Source organism: Mucilaginibacter pineti, assembly GCF_900101875.1.
In the GTDB taxonomy this organism is placed as follows: domain Bacteria; phylum Bacteroidota; class Bacteroidia; order Sphingobacteriales; family Sphingobacteriaceae; genus Mucilaginibacter; species Mucilaginibacter pineti.
Genome location: NZ_FNAI01000005.1, coordinates 342,224 through 366,208 on the forward strand (window position 1 = coordinate 342,224; position 23,985 = coordinate 366,208).

The window sequence follows — 23,985 nt, forward strand, 5'->3', positions numbered from 1 at the left end:
GCATGAACAAAAAACAACTCATTAAGGTGAACCTACCCGGCGGGGTAACATCTGCAGGCGATTTTTATGAGTTTTTGGTTATTGCCCAAAATGCCGGAGCGGCTGATGTACGTTTTGGAAACCGGCAGCAGTTGTATTTTGAGATCAGTACAGATCAACTCGAGAACATGGAGTTTGATATGCTAAGCGCGGGCATTGAATATGAAATTGATACCGACATACATCCCAACATCACCAGCTCATACATAGCCGACGGCATTTTCAACCACGAAAACTGGCTTAAAGAAGGTGTTTATAAAGACATTTTTGACCTGTTTAGCCACAAGCCCCTACTCAAAATAAACCTGGTTGATAGCAACCAAACCTTTGTGCCCTTCTTTTCCGGCAACCTAAATTTTATTGCTTCGCCGGTAAGTAATTACTGGTATTTGTATATCAGATTCCCTAAAACCAACACCCTGTACTACTGGCCGGTACTGGTATATTCAGACGATATCCCGGCCATGAGCAAGGCGGTGCAGGAAGTGATATTTACCAACAAACAACTTTTTTATGATCAGGCTGAGATTGCCGCCGATAGGTTATACCAGCTGGTTACTGCCGATAACCAGTTTGTAATTCAGCAGATAGATCAGCCACTCCTAATCCCCGAATTTCATTTACCTTATTATGAAGGCTTTAATAGGCATGGAAATAAAAACTGGCTGGGCATATACCGTCGTAATGAACTGTTCGATATTGGTTTTTTAATGGAAATATGCAACCTGTGTATGCAAACCCGTGTAGGCCAGCTATATATAAGCCCCTGGAAATCGTTGCTCATAAAAAATATCGAAACAAAACACCGGCCATTATGGGGCAACCTGCTAAACAAATACAGGATAAACATACGGCATGCTTCAAATGAACTTAACTGGCAGGTAGAAGACCTTTGCGACCAATGCCTAAGCCTGAAACAACAATTGGTACGCGAATTTGAGGAGGCCGACCTCCGGACTTACCGGTTGAGCTTTGCCATAAAAAGATCACCAAAATCGGGCATTTATGGTTCTATAATGATCCGTGAGCGTAAGCCCGATATTTTTGAAATTGTGCATACGCGTGACTTTAACCACAATACCCGCGAATTTGTGAGCTATAAACAGGGCGTTTCCAGGGCAGATCTTAGCAGGCACTTGATTGCACTTTGCAACGTATTTTATGAGCAGCAAAGCAATGCTCATATAGCTTCATCGCCTAAAAAAGTTGAAGATGTAATTATAACAACTAGTCAAAAAACTGTCTATCAGTGTAAAAGCTGCTTTACCATCTATGACGAATTATATGGCGATACGCTGAATGAAATAGCACCGGGAATACCTTTTGAAAGTTTAGATAGCTATGAATGTTCTACTTGCGGCGCACCAAAAAAAAATTTCGAAGAACTCGCAGGCATAAACAATTGAGATTTATCCGTATCAAGCCAACGGTATAAAAATAAAAAAGCTGGAGCCCTGCCCAAAAACACTTTCGAAACCTATTCTGCCGCCTTGGCGCTCAATAAATTCTTTACATAACAGCAGGCCTAAACCAACGCCTTTTTCGTTATTTGTGCCAAAACCGGGTTCGGTGTTAATAGAAAATATTTTTTCCTGTTTGTGCTGATCAATACCCTTTCCGTTATCACTAACGGTTAGTTTACATTCGTGATTTACCAATTGAGTTAGTATATTGATAACACCTCCATCAGAAGTGAATTTAATGGCATTACTAATAAGGTTACGTACCACCAATTGCAGCATATCCGTATCGGCAACTACCATTACCTGAGGTTCAATATGGTAGTTGAAAGAAATGTGTTTTTTTTCGGCCTGTATTTTACCCATTTCCAAGGTGCTTTTTATTGCCGAAAACAGGTTTAGGCTTAATAAATTAACGGCTGGACCTTCCATTTGAGATTTGGACCAATGCAGCAGGTTCGACAGCATATCCATGGTATTGTTGGTGGCTGCAAGCAAATCTCTCTCTAATGCAGGGCGTGCCAGGCTATCAACCTCATTTTCATTTAGTAATTCGAGGTAATATTGTATTTGAATAAGAGGAGCTCGCAGGTCATGTGAAATGATAGACAATAACTTATTCTTTTCGGCATCGCTTTGCTCCAACTGATTTTTTTGCAGCAATATCTGTTCATTTCGTACTTCAATAGCTAATGCTTTTTCTTCTACGGTAACTTTTTCTTTATCGTAGCTTTTCCTGATGAACCTGATAATGATATAAATTGCTATCACAGGTATGGGGAAGGCTGTGACCCTGTCTATCAGCTCACCCTTGCCTGCGCTAAAAGGATATTTTACCAATAATGGATATTGATACGCTACGATATGAAGTACCAGGAAACATATTATATAGGCAATTAACCAAGCTATATGCTGCCGGTAAGGCGAAATGGCAAATACCAGCAACAGGTATGCAGGCCATATTAAATCTGTTGAACCGTTGATGCCCGAATTGGCAAAATAATTGACTGAAAAAATAAAGATACCCGTTAAACCAAATAAAACGCTACTGTGTTTCCTGCCATAAAAACGGGAATTGTAATACTGGTAAGAAAAAAATACCGCAATTAAAAAACTTGATACAGAACCAATATAAAGCCCTTCAAAAAAATTATACGGTACATAAACAGCACCCAGGATAATTAAGCCTACACTAATTGAGTGAAATATTCTGCTCTCTAAAGAGAACATAGACGGACTTCCTATTAGCCTAAACCACAGATCATTAATTCTTTTTAAAATATTATAATTAGTAGCAGCAAACTTTGTTTTTGGCATACCTAAATTAAAAGCCTTTTGGGATCATGCAGAAAGAATAACGGAGAATCAATGCAAATTATCCCTTTAATTGTTTAAAGTTGATAAATAGTTAGCTATAAAAAGAAAATTATTGAAACAATCGGGATTGCATTCTTTTATTTTCCAAACATTCAGCACACTAAGTGAATCCTGATTCCTCTAAATTGAGGTGAGCAAATAAAGTGATAAAGAATCATAATAAATTGTTTACTTGGCTAATTCGTTAGGGTTTCTTCTTTGATAAGATTTTGAGAAACAAAAAACCCTACTCGCCAGAGCAGGGTTAAGTCATTGATTTTAAGAGCTCCCCAGACTGGGTGCTTTTCGAGCCATTTTTTGCCTAAAAGCTGCCAGTTGGCACCTGAGCTATAAAAACGTCTACTTATTGTAAACGATCTAAAATAGGTTTGTTCAATGCTGATAGTTTTTGTTTTTCGGGTTTTAGCAGCTCAAACACCAATATCTCATTTTTACCGGTATGCAACCATTCGCGTGGTACGTACAGCGTTTGCTGAGGTCCGGTTCGCCAGTATCTGCCTAAGTTATGCCCGTTAATCCAAACTATGCCTTTACCCCAATCGGTCATGTCGAGATAGGTATCTCCTAATGAAGACAATGAGAAAACCCCCTTCTTCATGACAGGTGTGTTTAAATTCAACAAACCGGGTTTCGGTTTGTAACTGCCCACGGTTTTTAACGGCAAAGGAAAGTTTTGCCAGCCCGTTACTTCATTATCTTTAAAAAATACCTTACCTACAATTCCCTTTTTATTCTGCAACAGATATTTACCAAAATTGATGCGACCTAAGTTTTCGACCAAAATATCCAATGTCACATTCCCATCAGGTAAACTAATGTTAATACTATCTAATCCAGTACGACGATCGAGGTTTCCAATAGTTTTCCCATTGATCATAACCACCGCAAAATCTCTAAGCTCTTTGACCTTTAATATTCCGGATTTCCCTCCTGGAATAATTGTTCGGTATAACATAAAACCATAATCAAGTTTCATATTTTCAAAGGTTAACGGATCTTGACTACTCTTACTTTCACGTTTTAAGTCATCCAGGTTTGCCACATTTTTAAGTTCAAATTGAGGTATTATGATGGTGGGTTTAACCTGAGGAACGGCAGGCAAATTAATACCAGGGGATAAATATTTTTGAATTACGTTTCTAAAGGCCAAAAATTTGGGCGTTGGATTTCCGGCTTCGTCAAGTGGCGCATCATAATCGTAACTACTGATTTGCGGCTCAAACGGGGTTTGGTCATTATAATTAGCCCCATTCATAAATCCTCTTGTTGTTCCGCCATGAAACATGTACATATTTATGGAAATTCCGGCTGCTATTACGGAGTCTAACCGGCCGGTATACTGATCTGCCGGCACTGTATGGTGTTTTGTACCCCACCAGTCAAACCAAGCTGGATACCATTCGGCAATATAGTAAGGTCCTTTACCATCGTGGTTTTGATTGATGAGTTCCTTTACCTTAGCGGGATTGTCCAGGCCGTTTACCGCAGGCAGCAAACCAGGTAAATGTCCTTTTACCAGATCAGCCGCCGGATCGCAGGTATACAACAAACCGTCAAACCCGGCTTCTTTAAACATTTTCTGGTTAATAGCCAGGTAATCCTTATCAGCGCCGTATGAACCATACTCATTTTCAATTTGCACCATTAAGATGTTGCCACCATGATTTATCTGGTACCGGGACAAACGCTTTCCCAATTCTTTAATGTAACCTTCGTATTCGCTTAAATATTGTTGATTTTTACTCCTTACAACCAAGCCTTCCTCATTTTGTAACCAATATGGATATCCGCCAAATTCCCACTCGGCACATACATAAGGGCTTGGGCGCAGTATTACCCATAAACCTTCCTGTTGGGCTATTTTAATAAACTCAACAATATCATTGTTACCTGAAAAATCAAATTGTCCTTTCTGGGGTTCATGCAAGTTCCAAAAAACATATGTACCTATAGTGTTAAGGCCCATTGCTTTTGCCATTCTCATTCTGTCGCGCCAAGCCTCTCTTGGTATACGGGGATAATGTAACTCACCCGAAATCATCTGGAAAGGTTTGCCATCTAAAAGAAAGTCGTTATCACCTAAGGTAAATTGATGTTTAGGTTGGGCTTTGACCAGGCCGCCCGTCAACAAGATGGTCGCTATCAAAAAAAGAAAGAATGATCTCATGAAAAAATATATAAGATGTTATTGGTTACATAATTGGTTGATGTGCTAAAATGGATGTAAAATCAATTAATAAAAAGGGGGTAATTAGCAAAATTGAAGGGGGTAAATTGCTAAAACAGACTTGTGGAGGTTCTTTTGGGGAGATTTCGGCCTGGCCAACGATGACACTGACAAACAACGCCAATTAAATTGCCGGTTAAAGAATTCTTTTTTTACATTTTCAGATAAGCTAAAAAAAGCGGCTGCAAACAAATTTATTTTCTTTCGGCCATCTGATTGACCATAGCGTTTTTAAAACTCTTTCTGAATTTTTTGATGTATTCAGAAGGTTTTAAGTCAAACACCTTTTTAAACTGCTCACGAAAATATTTGATATCTTTTATTCCAACGGCATAAGCAGTTTCCAATATATTTAAATCGCTATGTACAAATAACTGTGCGGCTTTTCTCAATCTGATCAACCTTATAAAGCTATTTGCGGGCTGTCCGGAAATCATTTTGATCTTTTTATAAATCCCCGAATAGGACATATTTAATTCAGAGGCTAAGGATTGAAGATTAAAATCAGGGTCTGTTATATGTTCTTCAACAATCCGGATGCAAGAATCCAGAAAACGTTTGTACTCTATAGAGATGCTATGTGGGTTGTTGTTCAGCGTAATTTCGTTATAAAAATATTGCTGGAGGGTATTCCTGCTCTTAAGCAGCCCAGCGACTCTTGCTTTCAAGATATCTTTATCAAAAGGTTTTCCCATATAATCATCAGCGCCACCTTCAATACCTTTTAGCTTGATCTCATTTGATGCACTGGCCGTTAAAAGAATTACGGGAACATGTGAGGTTATCTTATTCCCCTTAATGGCAGCACAAACTTCAATGCCTGTAATACCCTGCATCATTACATCACATATAACAATATCTGGCCATTGCTCGTTAATTATTTTTATTCCGTCTTCTCCGTTTGACGCTACAAGAACATTATATTCAAGTTTAAATATCTGACGGAGGTATTCTCTCATATCCTCATGGTCATCGATAATTAATAGGGTTTTAAGATCAGACAACGATTGTTCTTCACCGGGGTCTGCTGCTAACACCATATCATTGGCTGTAGTTTCAGAATCAATCAGCTCCTTTAAAAACTCGGAAGTAGTTGTTGGCTGCTCTAAAATAACCAGGTCTTTGAGGTGCGATCTCCCTTTTTTCAAAGTAATGGTAAAGGATGTACCCTTTCCAATCTGACTATAATATTCAACTGTTCCGGCCTGGCGTTCTACAAAATCTTTGACGAGGTAGAGGCCAAGACCAAATCCTCCGGTTGATGTACTGGCCAAATCAGATACCTGGTAAAAACGACTAAAAAGTTTGTCGCCAACTTCGGCCGGGATTCCACAGCCGGTGTCCTCAACGGTTATTAATACCGCTTGTTCAGTTTCTTCTGCACAGACGCGAATTTTTCCATGCTTAGCAGTGAACTTCATTGCATTCGAGAGCAGATTAAATAACACGATTTCTGTTTTTTCTCTATCTACATAAATATTCAAACAATCAGCCGAGGATACGAACTCAAGCTGAATTTGTTTCCTCTTCGCTTCATGTACAAAACATAAATAAACCTCCTTACATAAATCAATTATATTAACATTGCTTGTTCTCAGATGGTCAGATTCTGATTCTGCCTTTTTGAAAAGAAGCAATTGATCAACCAGGCCTAATAGCCTGCGCGCATTTCTGTAAACGATGGTTAAACTGGAGGTATCCATAACCTTCTTTTCGTTATATAAGAGTTCTTTGATAGGGTTAATGATCAATGTTAATGGCGTTCTGAATTCATGAGAAATATTTGTAAAGAAAGCGAGCTTTCGTTCGCTGAGCTCTTTTTCCTTTTCACTTTCATAGTGTGCAACTTGAATTTCGTATTTTAGTTTAGCCTGATGATCTCTATATAAGAGATACAGATAAACCAACCCGCCAATAAGTATGGTGTAAATTGTATACGCCCACCAGGTTTGGTACCATGGTGGGAAAATAACTATGGTCAAGGATTTAGGTGTCGTGTTCCATACGCCATCATTGTTACTTGCAATTACTTCAAATGTATACGTTCCTGGATTAAGGTTGGTGTAAGTAACCCTTCGTTGAACAGTGTTAAAATTCCATTTTTCGTCAAACCCATCCAACCTATACCGATAAACATTTTTCTCGGAATGGGTATAATTGAGCGCAACAAATTCAATTGAAAATACATTTTGATCATAATTAAGAAATGCCGTATCAGCTATACTAATAGGCTTTTTCAATGGCGAATTAGCACCCGGCTTTACCGATTTATTAAATACCTGAAAATCGGAAAAGTAAACCTGGGGTATTTTATTATTCCATTTAATTTTTGACGGATCGAAAACAACTACGCCAGAATTTCCGCCTACATACATCCGACCATCTGCAGACTTGTAAATAGTAGAGTGGGAAAACACACCGTCGCCTTCATCGAAATTAGCGACAGTTAAGGTTTTGGGAGTAAATTTTGATATCCCAGTGGCCGAGTTAATCCAAAGATTCCCAGCGCTATCTTCAACGATATTATTGAAAACGTTACTTGCAAATCCATTTTTACGTGAGTAAACAATAAAAGAATCACTTGCCGGAACATATTTATTCAGGCCGTCGGCCGTGCATATCCAAATATTCTTTTTACTATCCTCAAATACGCAATGCACAATATTATTACTGAGGCTACTGGTATTTTTGTCATTATATGCATAATGATGAAAAATTCCGGTTTTCTGGTCAAAGCGATCAACCCCGTTTCCACTTGTTCCAATCCACACATCGCCTTTATGATCTTTAAAAAGATTATAAATGTGGTTACTGGCAATTGAATTAGGGTTTCTATCATCGTTATAATAATGTTTGAATTGCTGCTTTTCCTCATTGTATATCTTAAGGCCGGCATCTGTAGCGAGCCAGTATTCATGGGGATTTACTTCAAAAATATCTCTGAAAACATCTTCATTAAAGAAATTGCTCAGGGCAGAATGATGAAAGTGGTGTATAAATCTATTCTTCTTAGCATCAAACTTATCAAAGCCATTTTCGGTGGCAGCCCATAACACACCGTCATTGTCTAAATATATTTTCCCAATCTGATTGCTGCTTATGCTTGAAGGGTTGTTTGTGTGATAAAATAGCTTTGTTTTCTTTTTTAATAAATCAAATTGATAAAGCCCGTTATTTGTTGCCAACCACAGCATGTTCCCTTGTAACAATATACTTTTTACTTCACGCGGTTTAATTGATAATGGAATGAAATTGAATTTATATTGTGTAAAATCCACTTTGGTTAAAGCTTCTTTACCGCAGAGCCAAATGATTCCAGCTTTATCATTGTAAACGCAGCCATCGGCACTGCTATTAACATACCCAATTTTTCGCCATTGGCCATTGCCCTTATTTATAAAATAAAACCCGGCGTTACTTGCAACAATTAAGGTAGAATCATTAACGTTGTCAATGCTAAAGGTGCCTATGTTGAAATTATCACTACTTGAAAATGTGGTATATCGTTGGGTTTTAGGATCAAAACTAAAAAGACCGCTCCAATATGTACCTACCCAAATACAGCCGTTTTTTTGATCGTACAAAAGACTCCAAATATCATTAGGCTTTTTTTTATGCAGAGATTCAGTTTGCGGATAATTGGTAAAACGCTTACTAACCTTATCGAACTTATTCAATCCGCCACTCCAGTTCCCCAACCATAGGTTTTTCTCGTTATCTTCAACAATTGCATTTACCGACTTTCCTTTTATTGAAAACTCGTTTTGTGAATTAGGTTTATAGGTAATAAATGATCGGAGGCTTGCCACATATTGATCAAAACCATCGTCTGTTCCTATCCAGATAGTTCCCTCTCTGTCACAAAAGATCGAAAAAATTTTGTTGTTACTTATTGACTGTTTGATATTATCATTATGATAAAACCGTTCAAATTTTTCAGTGTTGGGATCTAAAACATTTAGGCCGTCCATGGTGCCAACCCATATTTTTCCGTTTTTATCTTCGGCAAGTGCATTAATATAATTTGAACTTATGCTTGCAGTGTTTCCTGGAATGTTCACTAAATTTTCAAAGGAATAGCCATCAAACTTACAAAGCCCGTTATCTGTACCTATCCACATATATCCGCGGCTGTCTTTAAGTGCCACTGTTACATTTTCAGATGGCAGGCCGTCATGAGTATTATATGATTTTAACGCAAAATTCTTGATGTCATTGGCAGGCAAGGTTGTTAGAATTTGTCCATTCAGGCCAGTTACACACAAAAAATTAACAAGGAGGAACAAGACAGCTTTATACATAAATCCGTTATCACTTTTAATTAGATAAATACTACACCGCGTTATTACGGGTAATTTGTGCCGGTATAAAATAAGCTACACAATCTCTTTTAACAGCCATTTAATAGAAATATTGTACTTAATACACTTATACAACCAATGATACCCGATTCAGGCAAAGTAAAGAACATTGCCTTTTGGTATCTTTAAAACTCCGGTAAATGATCTTTCAAGATTGAAGTATTAAATCATTATCTGATATACTTCTCCCTCCCGGATCAATACAAATTAAGCTTCATTTAGCACAAATTAGATGATTCATCGCTCCTTTTAAATTTATAGCCGACCCTTTCGTTTTACTTGAAATATTAAGTTTATATGGCCCTCAAATTTAGATAAATATTAATTGTATATATAACAATAATATAAATGCCTGTCATCTAAAAAACGGCATCTTCATGCATTGTTCATGCAAAAAAGAGATTAACGAAATGAAAATAAGCCAGTTATCGCTTTAAAACCCATTTAGATGACACTTTACCCCCGCAATATTGAGGCTTTCCCCCTTTTCAATTTCTGCTTTTTAAGAGAGATTTAGGCTAAACCATATAAACACGGATTTTCCTTTACCATTATTGCTTAAAGCCATTTTCACTGGCTAATTAAATTACTGACGGTTACATCCGGCAGTGAATTGAGCGTTATTTATTGGCCAGGGAGATCGAAATTTTTCTTTATGTCAACCATAAAAATATTTGGATTGTTCCCGCATATGCATTCGGTTGTTTTCCGATTAACCGAATGCATCCCTTGCTTTTTGCTGAAGCCAGGACGGCCCCCGCCATGTTTAAAAATTAAAATCAACTGATCATAAATACAAATTATTCAACATTAAACATAAAATTATGAGAAACAATTTCAAACTATCATTATTGATTATCAGTGTATTATATCTCTCCGCATGTTCTAAAAAGAATGAGGTAACTACCCAATTAAACGTGGCAAACAAAAGTTTGGCGCCATTAGCACTTACAACAACCAACACAAATAGCTTCAGAGGTATAAACTGGGCAGACCCTAATGGTAATGAGGGTGATGGAAGGGTTGTATTGCCCAGCGGCATGACTACATCACTGACTGCAACACAGGCCGCCGCTTTAGGTACCAGCATTTCCAGCGCCGTTAAAACAAGCGGTGGTACTACCATCAGGATGCCCATAAATCCGTGGACGGCCTCAAGTTCCACTTATTGGCCAGTGTACCAGGCTGCAATTAACGCAATTGTATCAAATGGCTGTAAGGTAATACTTTGCTACTGGCCGGTAGGCGTGCATCATGTACCGGATGCCACGCAATGGACTACCATGTGGACAACTGTAAACACGGTATATAAAAACAATACGTCTGTTTTGTATGAGCCTATAAATGAACCGGTTGATTATTCCAGTACCGATTTAAATAATTTATATGCCGGTTTCCTGACCACATTTACCCCGGCAGACGGGAAATGCATCCTGGATGGTACCGGTTACGCAGCCGATGTGACTGCGGTTGGCGCCGATTCACGTTTAGTTAATCAGTACCTCGGCCTGCACTGCTACTGGTGGTTCTGGGGGTCGCATAATGTTTGGTCGGGCTATTACAGCGATATGTCAAGCAGAACCGGCTCTTACGCGGCCCGTACGGTGGTTACAGAAATTGGTATCGAAACATTCAGGAATATGAGTTTCTGGTGGCAATGGGATACAGGCGTATATGAGGATCAGGCATTTTTAACAGGTGCGCTTTCCTATGCCAAGGACAACTCTATGGGTACAATAGCGTGGTCGGGCATTAATGATATTGATACCTACCGCTGGTATAAGGCAAATAACAATCTAATTGAAGTTAGTCCTGGCACTGCGAATATGTTCAGGTGGTCGTGGAAGCTTACCGCATCTCCTGTATGGTTGGGTGCCATTGCCGACGGGCGGTATAAGCTACAAAATCGCGCATCGGGCCTCATGCTTGATAATTTGGGTAGCACAACTGATGGCGCCACCGTAGCGCAATGGGCATCGGGAACAAGCGCAAACCAGAAATGGAACATAAGCTATACCGATGGTTATTACACGCTAAGCTGTGTAACCGGTAAAGAGTGCCTGGATACCGGGGGCAATACCGCTGATGGATCATCCGTTAAACAATATACCGTAGGCACCAGTACTAACCAGCGTTGGTCAATAGTTTCGGCCGGAAGCGGTTACTATAAGATAATCAATCTTGCTACAGGAAAGTGCCTGGATACCGGGGGTTTAACTGCCAATGGATCTGTTATGCAACAGTGGACAAGCGGTACAAGCAATAATCAGCAATGGACGCTTATTGCGCAATAAGAAATATTATAAAATAAGATGCGGAACGAATAATGAATTGTTAATTAAAAACATTGATCGCCGTGAATAAGTACCTGGCTTTTATTTAACAAATATTCAAAAAACACTACACTGGAGGCTGCCTTAAAAGGGCAGCCTTTTTTGGTAACAGCGAAATTTAAAACATGTAAAAGCAGATACATTACATTTAAAAACGAAACCCTCGACAGGCTGCGATTGGCAGTTCTATCGAGGGTTATATCGTTAAAGCGGTGGTAAATTACATCATTTAACTATGTAACGCCAGTACGACTTAATATCCCGGATTGTTGGGCAACAATTTTTTATTAATGTCAATATCAGCTTGAGGCACCGGCCATAGCCATCCTTTGGAGGCGTCAAATGTTCTGGTCTCTAACTTAGCTTGCTTAAATTCCCAGGTAGATGGGCTTGCCGGGTTACTCAGCAATGATTTGTCATAACCATATGCATCATGAACCAGCGACTGATCTTTCCAGCGTAACATATCAGCATATCTGGTGCCTTCCATAAAAAATTCAACCCTGCGCTCATGTCTTAAAACTACACGTAATTGGGATTGGCTTAAGCTGGCACCTTCTACATCTTCAACTTTAGGCATACTCACCCTCGCGCGCACCTGATCAATTAATGTATAAATTTCTCCGGAGGTACTTCCCGATTCAATCAAGGCTTCAGCACGTATCAGCAAAACGTCAGCATAACGCATCAGAATAGTATTGAGAGAGCAATTATTGGGGTCGGCAATACCTATAGCCGCGTATTTGCGCGGACGTACTCCTGACGGAACCACATCTTTAGCAGGAAGGTAAGTAGTTGAGCCCCATTGAGAGCCGGGTAACACTACCGAAGCGGCCAATCTTGGATCGCGATTAACATATGGGTTTTGAGAAACGTAGCCCGAGGCCGAGTTCCCAATCGGCAATCCATTGGTCATATAATATGAATCGATCAAATCTGTTGTAACATTTGGTGTTGGCCAAACGCTTAAAGATAATGCAGATGATGGCCAGGGTTGTGCCTGGGTAGTTGGTATATATTGAATGTCAAAAATTACTTCGCTATTGTTTTCATGCGCCTCTTCAAACAGCGAACCATAGCTGGGATATAAACTATAGGCGTTGAGATCGATCACATCCTTTGCTGCTTGCGCGGCATCAGTCCACTTTTCATTATACAGAAGCACTTTTGCTTTATAGGCCAGGGCGGCGCCTTTTGTTGCGCGGCCAACATCGGTGCCAGAATAAGAGGTTGGTAGCGCGGCCGCTGCATCGGTCAGGTCAGTTATGATCTGGGTCAATACTGTGGCCTTAGCTGTCCTGGAAACATACGCCTCCGAAAGCGTTTGAACCTGGGTAATTAAAGGTACGTCACCGAAATAAGCGATCAGATCAGCATATGCATAACCGCGTAAAAACTTTGCTTCTGCCGACATTTGGCTTTTTACGGCAGCATCAACGTTAGCAGCGGCAACATCCTTCAGGAATTCGTTGGCCCTGGAAATTATTGTATAGTCTTGGGACCACTTAGCATTTGGAGCCCAGCTATTGCTTGTTGTTTGCCATTCTCCAACTTCTTTTGAGCCCTGCCATGCATCCTGGCAATAGGCGTTATCTGATTCAAAATCAAATTGGAAGAATTGAGCCGGCGTTGCATTCGGTTGTATCGCATTATAAATACCAACCATGGCCATTTTTACCTGAGTTTCGTTCTGATAAAATGTCGAGGGCGACAAACGGTCTTCCGGTGTCTTGTCCAGAAGGTTTTTCTTGCAGCCGGCAAGATTAATAACAGATGCTAAGAATATGATTTTATATATAGTCTTCATGATTTTATCCTTTAGAAATTAACATTTATACCTGCGGTCATTACGCGCACCTGCGGATATGCTTCAGCCCTTGTTTGATCAGTGGTCTGTTCCGGATCAAACCCTTTGAATTTGGTGAATGTGAAAGCGTTTTGCACATTAGCATATATCCTAAGGGAACTTAAACCTATCTTCTTAATGGCACCCGGACTTAAAGTATATCCTAACTCAATATTTTTAACCCTCAGATATGATGCGTTTTCCACGTAAAAAGAAGAGTGGAGATTGTTTTTTACGCCATCCAATGTCAGGCGAGGAAAAGTATTGGAAGGGTTTTGTGGTGTCCACCTGTTTAACCACCATGTACCGAGGTTTGCAAAGCCGCTAAAAGGCGAAGCTATTTCATAATATGTATAGCCCTGCATACCTTGTACGCCTTGTAAAAATGCCCCTACGTCGAAACCTTTCCAGGCTACATTGAAGTTAAAAGCATAGGTTACATCAGGGAACTGCTTACCAATGATTTTGCGATCATTAGTTTGGTCAACTACACCGTCACCGGTAAGGTCTGCATATTTAATGTCGCCAGGTTGTGCCTTGTAATCGTTCACTTTAACTACACCTGGTTTAAGTATATAGTCACGGGTTGCATAAGGAATGGATGGATCGCTGTTATTTTGCCATGTAAAGTCAGAAATTTGGTAAATTCCCGTCATCTGATAACCGTAGAATGAGTTTATAGCAGAGCCAACAACAATCGCTTTTGGAGAGGTGTACTGCTGAGGCACGTTCATCTTGGTGATCTGGTTAATGATGTGGGAAACATTTAAGGAAGTCCTTAATTTGATACCATTATCAAACGTTTTTCTATAGGTTATACCAAGCTCGACACCCTTATTTTGTACTTCGCCTGCATTAGCCCATGGCGCCGCTTGTGCAATCGTTAGCGGAATAGGTTGAGTCAACAACAGGTTTTTAGTCCTTTTATCAAAATAATCAGCAGTAATTTCAATATTATTATGGAGGGAAATGTCAAGACCGAAATCTAACTGTTGGGCTGTTTCCCAGGTCAGATCCTTGTTGGTCATCGCAGTGATGGCAACTCCGGAGTAAAGAGTACCGCCGAAAGAATAATTCTGACCTGAGCTCAGGATATCGCTGCCATTATAGTAGTTACTTATATTTTGATTACCTAAACGGCCCCATGAGGCGCGAATTTTTGCAAAATCCAGCCAGTTCAGATCTTTCATAAAACCCTCTTTCGATATAGCCCATGCAGCTGAAAATGAGGGAAATGTACCCCATTGTTTGCCGCTTACAAATCTGGAAGAACCATCTCTCCTAACATTGGCTTCAAATAAATATTTTTCGTCAAATGCATAGTTAAAACGGCCAAAAAACGAGCGAAGGCCAAGATCATAGGCGCCTGAGTTGTTGGTTTGCGTTGCAGCGTCACCAAGGTTTAATACGCGTTGCGTATTATTCACAAAATGTGAGCGATAGCCGCTTTGCCAATCATAGGTAAACTCCTCTTCGCTATAACCACCTAATAAATTGAATGAATGACGATTAATTGTCTTATTGTATTTCAATAAACCGGTAAGCAATGAGTGACCATCAAGCTCGTTGGTTACATTAAGGTCTGAAGGCAGTTGTGTAACTGTTCCATTTTGGTTTTGCAGCGTTACATTGGCATGAAAGGCATTTGTATTTGTGTAAATGGCACTATAACCGTAAGTAAGCTGAGCACTCAAACCTGGCAAAATTTTATATTCTGCTTCTACCTGCCCGTTAAAATTGTAACGCTTTGACAGGCTTGTGCTGCCTTCCTTAATTTCCCCATAATAATTGCGCTCACCGTTAACTGACACCCAGCTTCCGTTTGCATCTTTAAGGGGATGTATTGGGGCCAGGGTTGAATACCATTCGGCGTTCCAAAGGTCGGTCGGTTCGTTTTTTACTCCCAAATTACCAGTGATATTTCCAGAAACACGCAGCCTTTTATCTTTTAGGTGGTAGGTATCAAGGTTGAGACGGAAGTCTGTTTTTTTGTAATTGGTAGCCACCAGGATTCCGTCCTGATCTAAATGGCCCAGCATAAATGCATAATTTACGTTGTCATTTCCGCCGGTTACGCCTACACGATGATTTTGCATATAAGCATTACCATAATATACGTCGAAATAGTTGATATCAGGGTATAATGGATTGTTGTGAGCCGCGTATTTTTGAATTGTCGAATCAGCATATGTCGGGGGAGCACCGCTATTTATATCCGCCTCATTGTGAAGCGTTGTATATTGAACAGAATTTAACACCTTGGGCAACCTTGTGGGGCTTTGAATACCAGCGTATCCGCTATAATTGACACGAACTTTGCCAGCTGATCCTCGCTTGGTAGTAATTAAAATAACGCCGTTTGCCGCCCGGCTTCCGTAAATTGCCGACGATGCAGCATCTTTCAGCACTGAAATTGATTGAACATCGTTAGGGTTTACATCTCCGATACTTCCCGGAAAACCATCTACCAACACCAAGGGGGAGTTATCTCCAAAAGTTCCTACCCCACGAATGTCAATCACCGTGTTATCATCTCCGGGTTTACCTGAACTTTGCAGCGCAAAAACACCAGAAACAGTACCTTGCAAGGCTTGGCTGGTGTTTGTTAAAGGCCTGCTTTCTAAATCCTGTGTGTTTACAATACCCACCGAGCCGGTAAGGTTTTCTTTCTTCTGCGTTCCGTAACCAACTACTACCACATCAGTCAGGGTATTCATTGAGGGCTTAAGTTTAATTACAAGATCAGTCTTTCCGCCTACTGCAATTTCAACTTTTTCATAAGAGATATAGGTTACCACGAGTACGGCATTTTCCGGCACATTCGTAAGTTGAAAGTTGCCTTTTATATCACTTAGGGCACCTTTGGTGGTTCCCTTTACACTGATAGAAACACCCACCAGTGGCTGGCCATTAGCAGCGTCTACCACGGAGCCTTTTACAGTAATCTCAGCCTTGTTAGCAGCAATTTTGGCAATTATCTGACTATTGCCGTGAGTTATTAAATTGGGGGCTGACGCGCTTGCACCAATTGGCAATATAAATAATGCCAAAGTGTTAAATGTGGTGCGAAACCCCTTGAAATACAAATAATTTGGAAAAAGTAATTTTCGTTTCATAATTGGGTTATTAAAATTTAAACTGGTTAGTTCAATAAGCAAGGGCCGTTATATGTTAATGCTGTTGGCGATGGCACACCTACAACTGATATCAAAGAAACCAATGACGTTCCCGGAGTTAACAATAATGGACATTGCCTGGGCCTGGTATTTATCCCGGCATTTCGTGAAAGTGTTTTTAATTAAGATGCTGGCGGTTTCTCTCTTTTAACAGCATCCGCTCCTTTAAGAATTTTTCTCATAATGGTTTAATTAATACAATAATTGGTTAATACGAATGGTCCTTTTGGCCTGACCATTCAAGAGGACAAAGTCTTTGAAAAACACAGAAAACAAAAGGGGCTAACCAGCAAAAAAAGAGGGGCAAAAAGGGAAATTTAAGGTAAAAACGCTTTTTAATGATTTCGGAGTGAAGGTGTGTCTTCCAAAGTGATGCACGCTATTCCGCGCCGGGCTATCACCTTTTGAGTACTTTCATGCTGAGGTAAGCACCGTAAGCCTTCGCCATTAGTAGATTTCATGCAAATATTACTACGCCCAAAACAGCTGCTTTGTAAGCCAGTTGTAATAACAAGTTCGATAATTTGAAGCCGATTCTTTACGATTCCTATGAGCTAACTGAGTTATGGAAGTCTGCCTTTTGAAGTGTCCGGGGGGAGATCAAAAAATGAAAAACCGCTTTTTTGCCCCGATAAGGCCTTAAACAAAAAAGCCTTACCGGACATGGTAAGGCTTTTTGCATTGGCTCCTGAGGCTGGGCTCGAACCAGCGACCCTCTGATTAACAGAGAAATCGTCTACCCCTATACACCACTGTTTTTGAATTAGTTATAAGATATTTTTTCGTCTTTGAAACACAATTGAAACATTTCGCACTGTTATGATTAGAATTAGTAGATCATAATGTTTATGCGTATTACCATCGCGGTAACTCTTCAAATATACAAAATCCTAAAAACATTAGCAACTATATCTGATTGTTGAACATCCCAAATTGGATTCAAATTACTCACCTCCCGGATTTCTGGAAATAAAATCCTCGCGGATCAAAAATGCAGAGGCAGATGCATTCTTATCGATCAGGTGATCCACGATCTTGATAAAATCCGCGCGTAAACGGGATGAGCCTTTGATCAGCTTGCGGTATTCCTGCGTATAAAAACACCTGATAATGATGCGTTCGAACCAGAACAGGGTATTCTTTTCATCCTGCCATTCCTCACCGATGAATCCGGCCAGCCAGGAAATACCTTCCGGCATCATTTCTGAAAACCCGATAGAGGCGAGCAGTTTGGCCGAAGATTTTACGTTTCGGACTTGTGGGATAAATCGCTCATAGAGCGCTTTCTGGCCATGGATAGGGGCCCAGTCGGTGGCGTCACTTTTAAAATAGATCAGGTCCAACAGAACTTTATCCGAAAAATATCCAATGCCGGTTTCCAGGATACGGCCGGCGAGCCGGTGCCAGACGAACCAAAAGCTTGGTGCCAGTGATTCTTCCAGCAAAGTCTCGGTGATGAGCGTTTCGAGACAGCCTTTGATGAGATCGAACTTCTTATCACGGAAATTATTTTTAAAATCCCCATTGTAGACGTCGTCGGTCAGCAAGGAGAAGAATCGTCCCGATACCTCCTCCGGCTGGCGTAGCAGGAAGTGGGCCAGCCGTTTATGGAACTGCTGCAGATGCGTGATATGGAACCTTTGCCGGTAATCATCCTCATCTCCCTGAATATGGTCGAGCAGATAACGCAGCAGTGTTTCATAAAACGTGATCAAGTCCGTTTCTGTAGTATCGGCCGGGATCAGTTTCAGCGCCTGAAAGACAAAATAAAAATTGTCCTTTTGCTGCAGACGGAAAGCCTGGAAGTCAAGTGCAGTGCGATCTCCGTCGACGTCATCGAATATTTTTTGCCATTCGGACTGCAATATCTTTTCGGACCTTTTGATGTTCACCGGCCGCGGACGCTTGCCTTTGAAACGCCGGGTTGCCCATTTCAAATGTGCCTTGATCCAAAAAAGCCAGTAAGCATCGTTAGCTTCGCGGTATTGCCGCATATTGACCACCATTTGGCGATGGTGCGACACGGAGGCAAATTGCAGCATGCCGCCGATGCAGTTCAGCATAAATTGCGGGTCTTTCGCCCAACCATGTTTACGCAAGGAAGCCTGCAAGGCTTTACGAGGGCTTTCCTGCTCATAATTTAACAGCACGTAAAGGATTTCTTCGCGTAGGTGCTTGCGTGTCGGCCCATTTGTATTTACTGCGAGGATAGGCAAGGCATAAAATGCTGCGTTCACTTCGAAAATATTATACTCAGGCTTGAGCCAATCGTCCATAGTTTCGTTGCGCCGTTTTAATTCATGCTCGGTGATTTCTTGTACTTGCCCGGCGCACCATTTCGCCTGCTCTGCATCTAACTCCCCAATATGATCGCGCAGGCCCAACCCGGCCAGCAAACCGGGCATCTTAAATCGCTTGGGCACTGATGGATCATTAGCTATTTTTCTATAAGCATTAAAATGCTTCAGCCAGTGGGCAAAGTCTTGCTCTTCCGTTTTGTCTTCCCAGCGCTGGATCGACCATAACATGGCGGCCTCAGCCGGCCCGGTGCGCTCCGTCTCCTTCCGGCTTTCCTCTACCGCCGCCAACATTTCGCCTTCAAGTTTGGGCTGGACCAGGATGCCTTGTTCATGTTCCCCCGCTGGTTCCCAACGGCGCGCATCCATGCTGTTCACTTGTAACTGCCATTCCGTCCCTGGGTCCAGCAGGTACAAGGCATCCACTATGGCAAATATTTTTTCCCTGTCTTCGCCCAGACTATAATTCAGTACCAGATAGCGCAGGTCATGGGAACGGTGAGGAAGTTTATTGAATTTAAATTGCTCCTGCTGGTAATACCGCGCATTCCGGCGGCTGCCCAAAGGCGCCATGGCCTGACCCTCCAGCCGGTGCCGGATATAGTCCCAGTTATAAAAGGCACCGACAGACAGTAGCGGCAAAACATGCGGGCGAGCCAGTTCACGGTGCGCGTAAGCGACGCTCAGCAGCACTGCCGTCGTAGACACATTATTACTTTCACGCAGCAATATATCAAAGGATTTGTCAAAAACGCTTTGGTATAACTTCCGGGTTTCTTCGGATCTGGTTTTGTGTATCACTTCCGCGACTTCGAGCAGCCAGTATTCCAGCGCCATCAAAACCGATTCCAGCAGGTTGGGCGTGGCGATGTAGGTCCCGCGGTATATATTCCAAAGCGTCATACTGCCCATTTGGCGGATCAACGTTCCGTCCGCTAATGTATAGCTGATCATTTCGCGATTGTCCGGGGCCTCCAGGAACATATTTTCCTGCCCTAGATCCGAAGCCCAATAGCAGTCCGCCGCGTGGTTCATGAGCTTAACGAGAAACCGCAGCGCGGCTAAAGGCTGAGCAAACAATAAATGCAGCATGGGACTATGGAACGGGCCGGGTGGAAAATAATCCATACCCGTTGAATCCTTAATGCCAAAATCATTTTCCTTATTTAATCCTGATCGATGGCCACGTAGAAAAGGAGCGCCCGCATACATGCGGGCCAGCTCTTCTTCGGTAGGTGGTACATAAAACCATTCCTTCTCCGCGATTTCTATAATTAGCTCGGGAAAATTGCGGCATACCTCCTGATCTTCGAAACCCGATATGGTCAGTTCGATGATTTTATCGTAAAAATTACGCAATTGCCAGGGTTCCGCGTTATCTTTTTCATTAAAGGCGACCCGGATGAGGGCGGCAGTTTCTTCCTTCAATTTGCCGGAAAGCTGAAAAAGCAGGCGTAAACAGTCTTCGATATCATCTGCGTCAGCCGAACGGTTCATCCGGTCACTGTAATCTTTTGTGTGATGCTGTAAATAACGCAAGATTATCTGCCCGGCTTCCTTCGCCTCCGGCGGTAATCCTATAAAATTTAATCCTTTCTTCCACTCCAGCACCATTTGTACGGTGAGCGGCAACACCGCTGCAAGTTCGTCCAAATGCTGATAACTCAGATATATCATATTTGCCCAGCCGGCACCGAAAGGCACCAGGTTGATGCGGTGATAAAGCTGCATCTTTTCCTCGCGTTTGAACCGCTCCAAATGACGGAAGTCTGGTTCCTGGCAAGCCACATTCAACAGCACCAAACAACGTTTATAAATACGGAAGTCTTGATCGAACAATAGCGCTTTTTCTTCTTCCAGAAAGGCCGCACTATAATCACTCTGCAAAACGGCGATAAGCAAGGCATCTTGCCAATAAGTGGCGACCTCGGCGCTGTTCAGGGCCGTATGGATGGTATCCCGGATATTGAAGTCCGGCATTTGCACCTGCTCAGCCACCCAAAGGCGGAACGATCGCCTGATGGAAGCCGCGTCACCCAGTTCATGGAAAAATTGAGGTACCGATCCATTGGTGCCGATGTGTCGCTGGTACAAGTGGCCGATATGACGTGTCAGCGCCCAGTCTTCGTAAATATCGTGCGCCGCAGCATAGCCCGTGCCGCCCGGTTCCCGGTCAATGATCTGATCCGCCGCTAAAGAATTCACAATGGCAGGATCCAATTCCGGAATATATACATAAGGGGACATCAGCTCCGCCCGTTTAATCGCTATCTGTATCAGCGCTACGCCCCGTTTGCTACGTATTCCGGCATCCGTTTCAGCCGTCAGATTCTCTACGACAAGTGACCACATCGCAGTCTTAAACTCTTGCTCGCCATTAAGCGCCGCGGCTTGCTGGCCGGACAACATCACCGCCTTATCCAGGTTGAACGGGATACGGAGCAAAGCCCTGATCCCTGGTTTTTCCAGCAGCGGCAGCAAGGCTGGATAAACTTCACCTGCTTTTGCTAATTCTTCATCCGATAACAGCCCGACATTCAAAGGCAAATGGGGCGGGAACTGTTGCAAAAATCGCAACTTTAAGGTATCGAGCCCATAGCTGCGGCAGGTCAGCACCAGCTTGATGTCACTTCGTTTACCGATCAGGTCGAAAAAATCCAGAATAGTTTCCGCGTGAGCGGTCTCCAGTATTTTTTCCACGCTATCGATCAGCAATATCTTTAGGGCTTTTATCCCGGGAGAATCCAGAATGGTTTCCAGGGAATGTACGAGCTTAAACGCGCCGCCGCTGAAAATTTCGTCGATGCTGCCCTGGTCGAGTTGTTCGCCTTGTATAGCAATGAGTTCGAACTCCGCCATTTCCATAGCGACCTGCTTCACCAGTGCGGATTTGCCGCTGCCAGGCGACCCCGACACCAGCACCATTTGCTGGTCAGCAATGGCTTTTCTTAGCCTATCAGCGATGGTTTGTCTCGGCAAATGCAGTGTTCCTGCTTTTTCGCGGATACGCCCGACCACCCGCTGGGTATTCTTTCTCAGCGAGGCAATATCCTTTAACACGGACAAGTCTGTTTCAACAGATTTCAAACAAAGGCCAGCATTCCCGTTTTCGAGCAACAACCTATCCAGCAATGTCAGATCAAACCCGATCACCCTTTTTAGCTTATCTTCATATTCCAGGAAAATGCCGCACACGTATTGCACATCCCCCGAATCGATCAGGATGGGGCTCCCCGAATAGCCCTCAACCAGAATATCATCGTTGAATTCCTCTGATAACCGGTCTTTCAGTTCAAATTGCAATTGTTTTGGGTAATCGGTGTCCGAAAGATACTGCAACTGGTACAATGTACGCTTGCGCTCGTTCAACACGACCAACGGAAAGCCCGTGACACTGGCAACGGATCTCCCAACAGGTGCCAGCGCCAGACTGTCCTTTGCGATCCCGCATAAGGCTGCGGGTAGCGCGGATTTTGCCATCATGATCAGGCCAATATCTTCCGTATCGTTATTGCTACCGTAAATAAAATGAGCGTTGTCGGCCACAGGGTATTCCACTATAACATTAGCAGAAATGTGCCCGACCGTAAGTTCGCGGGCTGTCCAGGGCGTGCCCGCCTTGCTATGCAGGCAATGACGGGCCGTGATCACATAGATCATCTCAGTATTGCTGCTCGGATCGTAAACAAACCCAGTACCGGTGCCTTCCGGCGTAGATAAACGGATGATCTGATCGCTTATGCCTGACATGCCGGGTCTCCGAGATTAAAGGTTAAATAATTTGTTTCGGGAGCCGGAAAGCGCACATCAAAGGTGCTTTCCTTGTCCACATTAAAAATGGAATTGGTCAGCGCGTTTTTCTCGGTCAGGTGAAAGATGACCTCCTGGCCTGTATTAGCGCACAGTATCTTCGCCAGGGTGTATTTATTTGGCAACGATGAGCGGTTAAAACCATCACCAGTTATGATGTATTCCCGGCAATCGATCAGCTGAAGTAATTCATCGCTGATATTGTATTTACTGCCGTGGTGCGGCACTTGTACATATTTAAAAAGCACCGGCTTGCCACCGCCGAGGCGCCTTAATCCGGCCGTCAATAAGGCTGCTTTAGCATCAGCGCTGAATAAGATTCGTTCACCACGGTATTCCAGCGCAAAAGCGATGCTGCTGTTGTTTTCCTCCCCCTGGTCGATATATTCTTTGGTGAGGTCGAAATCACTTAATCTGGTCTTATAATCGTTTCCACTCGCGGTCTTTTTACCGGTAACCTCCTGCTGCCTAATGACCAGTTCTTCCTTTGACCACAGCCTTAGTAAGCGTTCCATCATAGGCTGGTTGGGCGACAATACAGAACATTTCGCACCCCAAAGGTCCAGCGTTACCATAGCATCCGTGATAAATTGGTTCACAGGCGACCCGGACATGAGCCAGTCCCGCAGCCGTATCGCTTGTGCTACGTTCTTTTTTTGGTCGGTGCGGATACCGGTATCATAATCGTATTTCGCGTAATTATACCAGAATTGCGTTTGTGAGAGATCCAGTTTGTCTAATGTCTCCTCGTCTTTTAGCAACCGAAGGATACCGCCGATATGATCGTCATCAATATGCGAGATGATCCAAAGATCGATCTTCTCGTTCTCAGCCGCAGCGATCCCCTCAAGTACTTTTTTTAATCCTTTATCGTAAATGTCACCCTTTTCCGTGCCGCCGTCGATCAGGATATTACGGAATTGATCAGGGCGTTCCTCGAACCTGATATGGATCGCGTCTCCGCAGCCGGCATGTATAAATCGAATGATCATGGTATGATTAGGTTTTCCCTCCGAAGATACTTTTTATTTGCTAAAACAGCTATTTCCGGTAATCCCG

Annotated in this window: 9 protein-coding genes; 2 read left to right on the top strand and 7 right to left on the bottom strand. The window is 42.4% G+C overall.

The genetic code is table 11. The features are described from left to right. Window positions 1-2 precede the first annotated feature (2 nt). The gene (locus BLS59_RS13835) at window positions 3-1,445 is read left to right on the top strand and encodes a rubredoxin (protein ID WP_091149861.1); all 1,443 of its coding nucleotides are present in this window, start codon (window positions 3-5) and stop codon (window positions 1,443-1,445) included. 12 nt (window positions 1,446-1,457) lie between these two features. Here BLS59_RS13835 and BLS59_RS13840 read toward each other — a convergent pair whose 3' ends face one another. The 3 genes from BLS59_RS13840 to BLS59_RS13850 form a co-directional block, all read right to left on the bottom strand. Next, on the bottom strand, window positions 1,458-2,816 hold the full coding sequence (locus BLS59_RS13840; protein WP_091149862.1) for a HAMP domain-containing sensor histidine kinase: 1,359 nt from the start codon (window positions 2,814-2,816) through the stop codon (window positions 1,458-1,460). Window positions 2,817-3,219: 403 nt separating this feature from the next. After that, a complete protein-coding gene (locus BLS59_RS13845) occupies window positions 3,220-5,043 on the bottom strand; it encodes a glycoside hydrolase family 35 protein (protein WP_091149863.1) in 1,824 nt (607 codons plus the stop codon). Window positions 5,044-5,297: 254 nt separating this feature from the next. Beyond that, window positions 5,298-9,404 carry a hybrid sensor histidine kinase/response regulator transcription factor gene (locus BLS59_RS13850; RefSeq protein ID WP_091149864.1) on the bottom strand — a complete coding sequence of 1,369 codons (4,107 nt, stop codon included), beginning with the start codon at window positions 9,402-9,404 and terminating at the stop codon, window positions 5,298-5,300. 884 nt (window positions 9,405-10,288) lie between these two features. Here BLS59_RS13850 and BLS59_RS13855 point away from each other — a divergent pair. Next, window positions 10,289-11,758, top strand: coding sequence for an RICIN domain-containing protein (locus tag BLS59_RS13855; protein ID WP_091149865.1), 1,470 nt, complete (start codon window positions 10,289-10,291; stop codon window positions 11,756-11,758). Between the two features lie 292 nt (window positions 11,759-12,050). Here the strand turns inward: BLS59_RS13855 and BLS59_RS13860 are convergent, their stop codons facing one another. From BLS59_RS13860 to BLS59_RS13875, 4 genes are all read right to left on the bottom strand, one after another. Continuing rightward, entirely contained in the window at window positions 12,051-13,604 is a 1,554-nt protein-coding gene (locus BLS59_RS13860; protein WP_091149866.1) for a RagB/SusD family nutrient uptake outer membrane protein, read from the bottom strand. An 11-nt stretch (window positions 13,605-13,615) separates the two neighbouring features. Continuing rightward, window positions 13,616-16,759 carry a SusC/RagA family TonB-linked outer membrane protein gene (locus tag BLS59_RS13865; RefSeq protein WP_091149867.1) on the bottom strand — a complete coding sequence of 1,048 codons (3,144 nt, stop codon included), beginning with the start codon at window positions 16,757-16,759 and terminating at the stop codon, window positions 13,616-13,618. 1,004 nt (window positions 16,760-17,763) lie between these two features. Beyond that, window positions 17,764-22,866 carry an ATP-binding protein gene (locus BLS59_RS13870; protein WP_091149868.1) on the bottom strand — a complete coding sequence of 1,701 codons (5,103 nt, stop codon included), beginning with the start codon at window positions 22,864-22,866 and terminating at the stop codon, window positions 17,764-17,766. After that, window positions 22,854-23,918, bottom strand: a complete 1,065-nt coding sequence (locus BLS59_RS13875; RefSeq protein WP_091149869.1) for a ComEC/Rec2 family competence protein — start codon at window positions 23,916-23,918, stop codon at window positions 22,854-22,856. Before BLS59_RS13875 ends, BLS59_RS13870 begins: the two co-directional genes overlap by 13 nt. Between the last annotated feature and the right edge of the window lie 67 nt (window positions 23,919-23,985).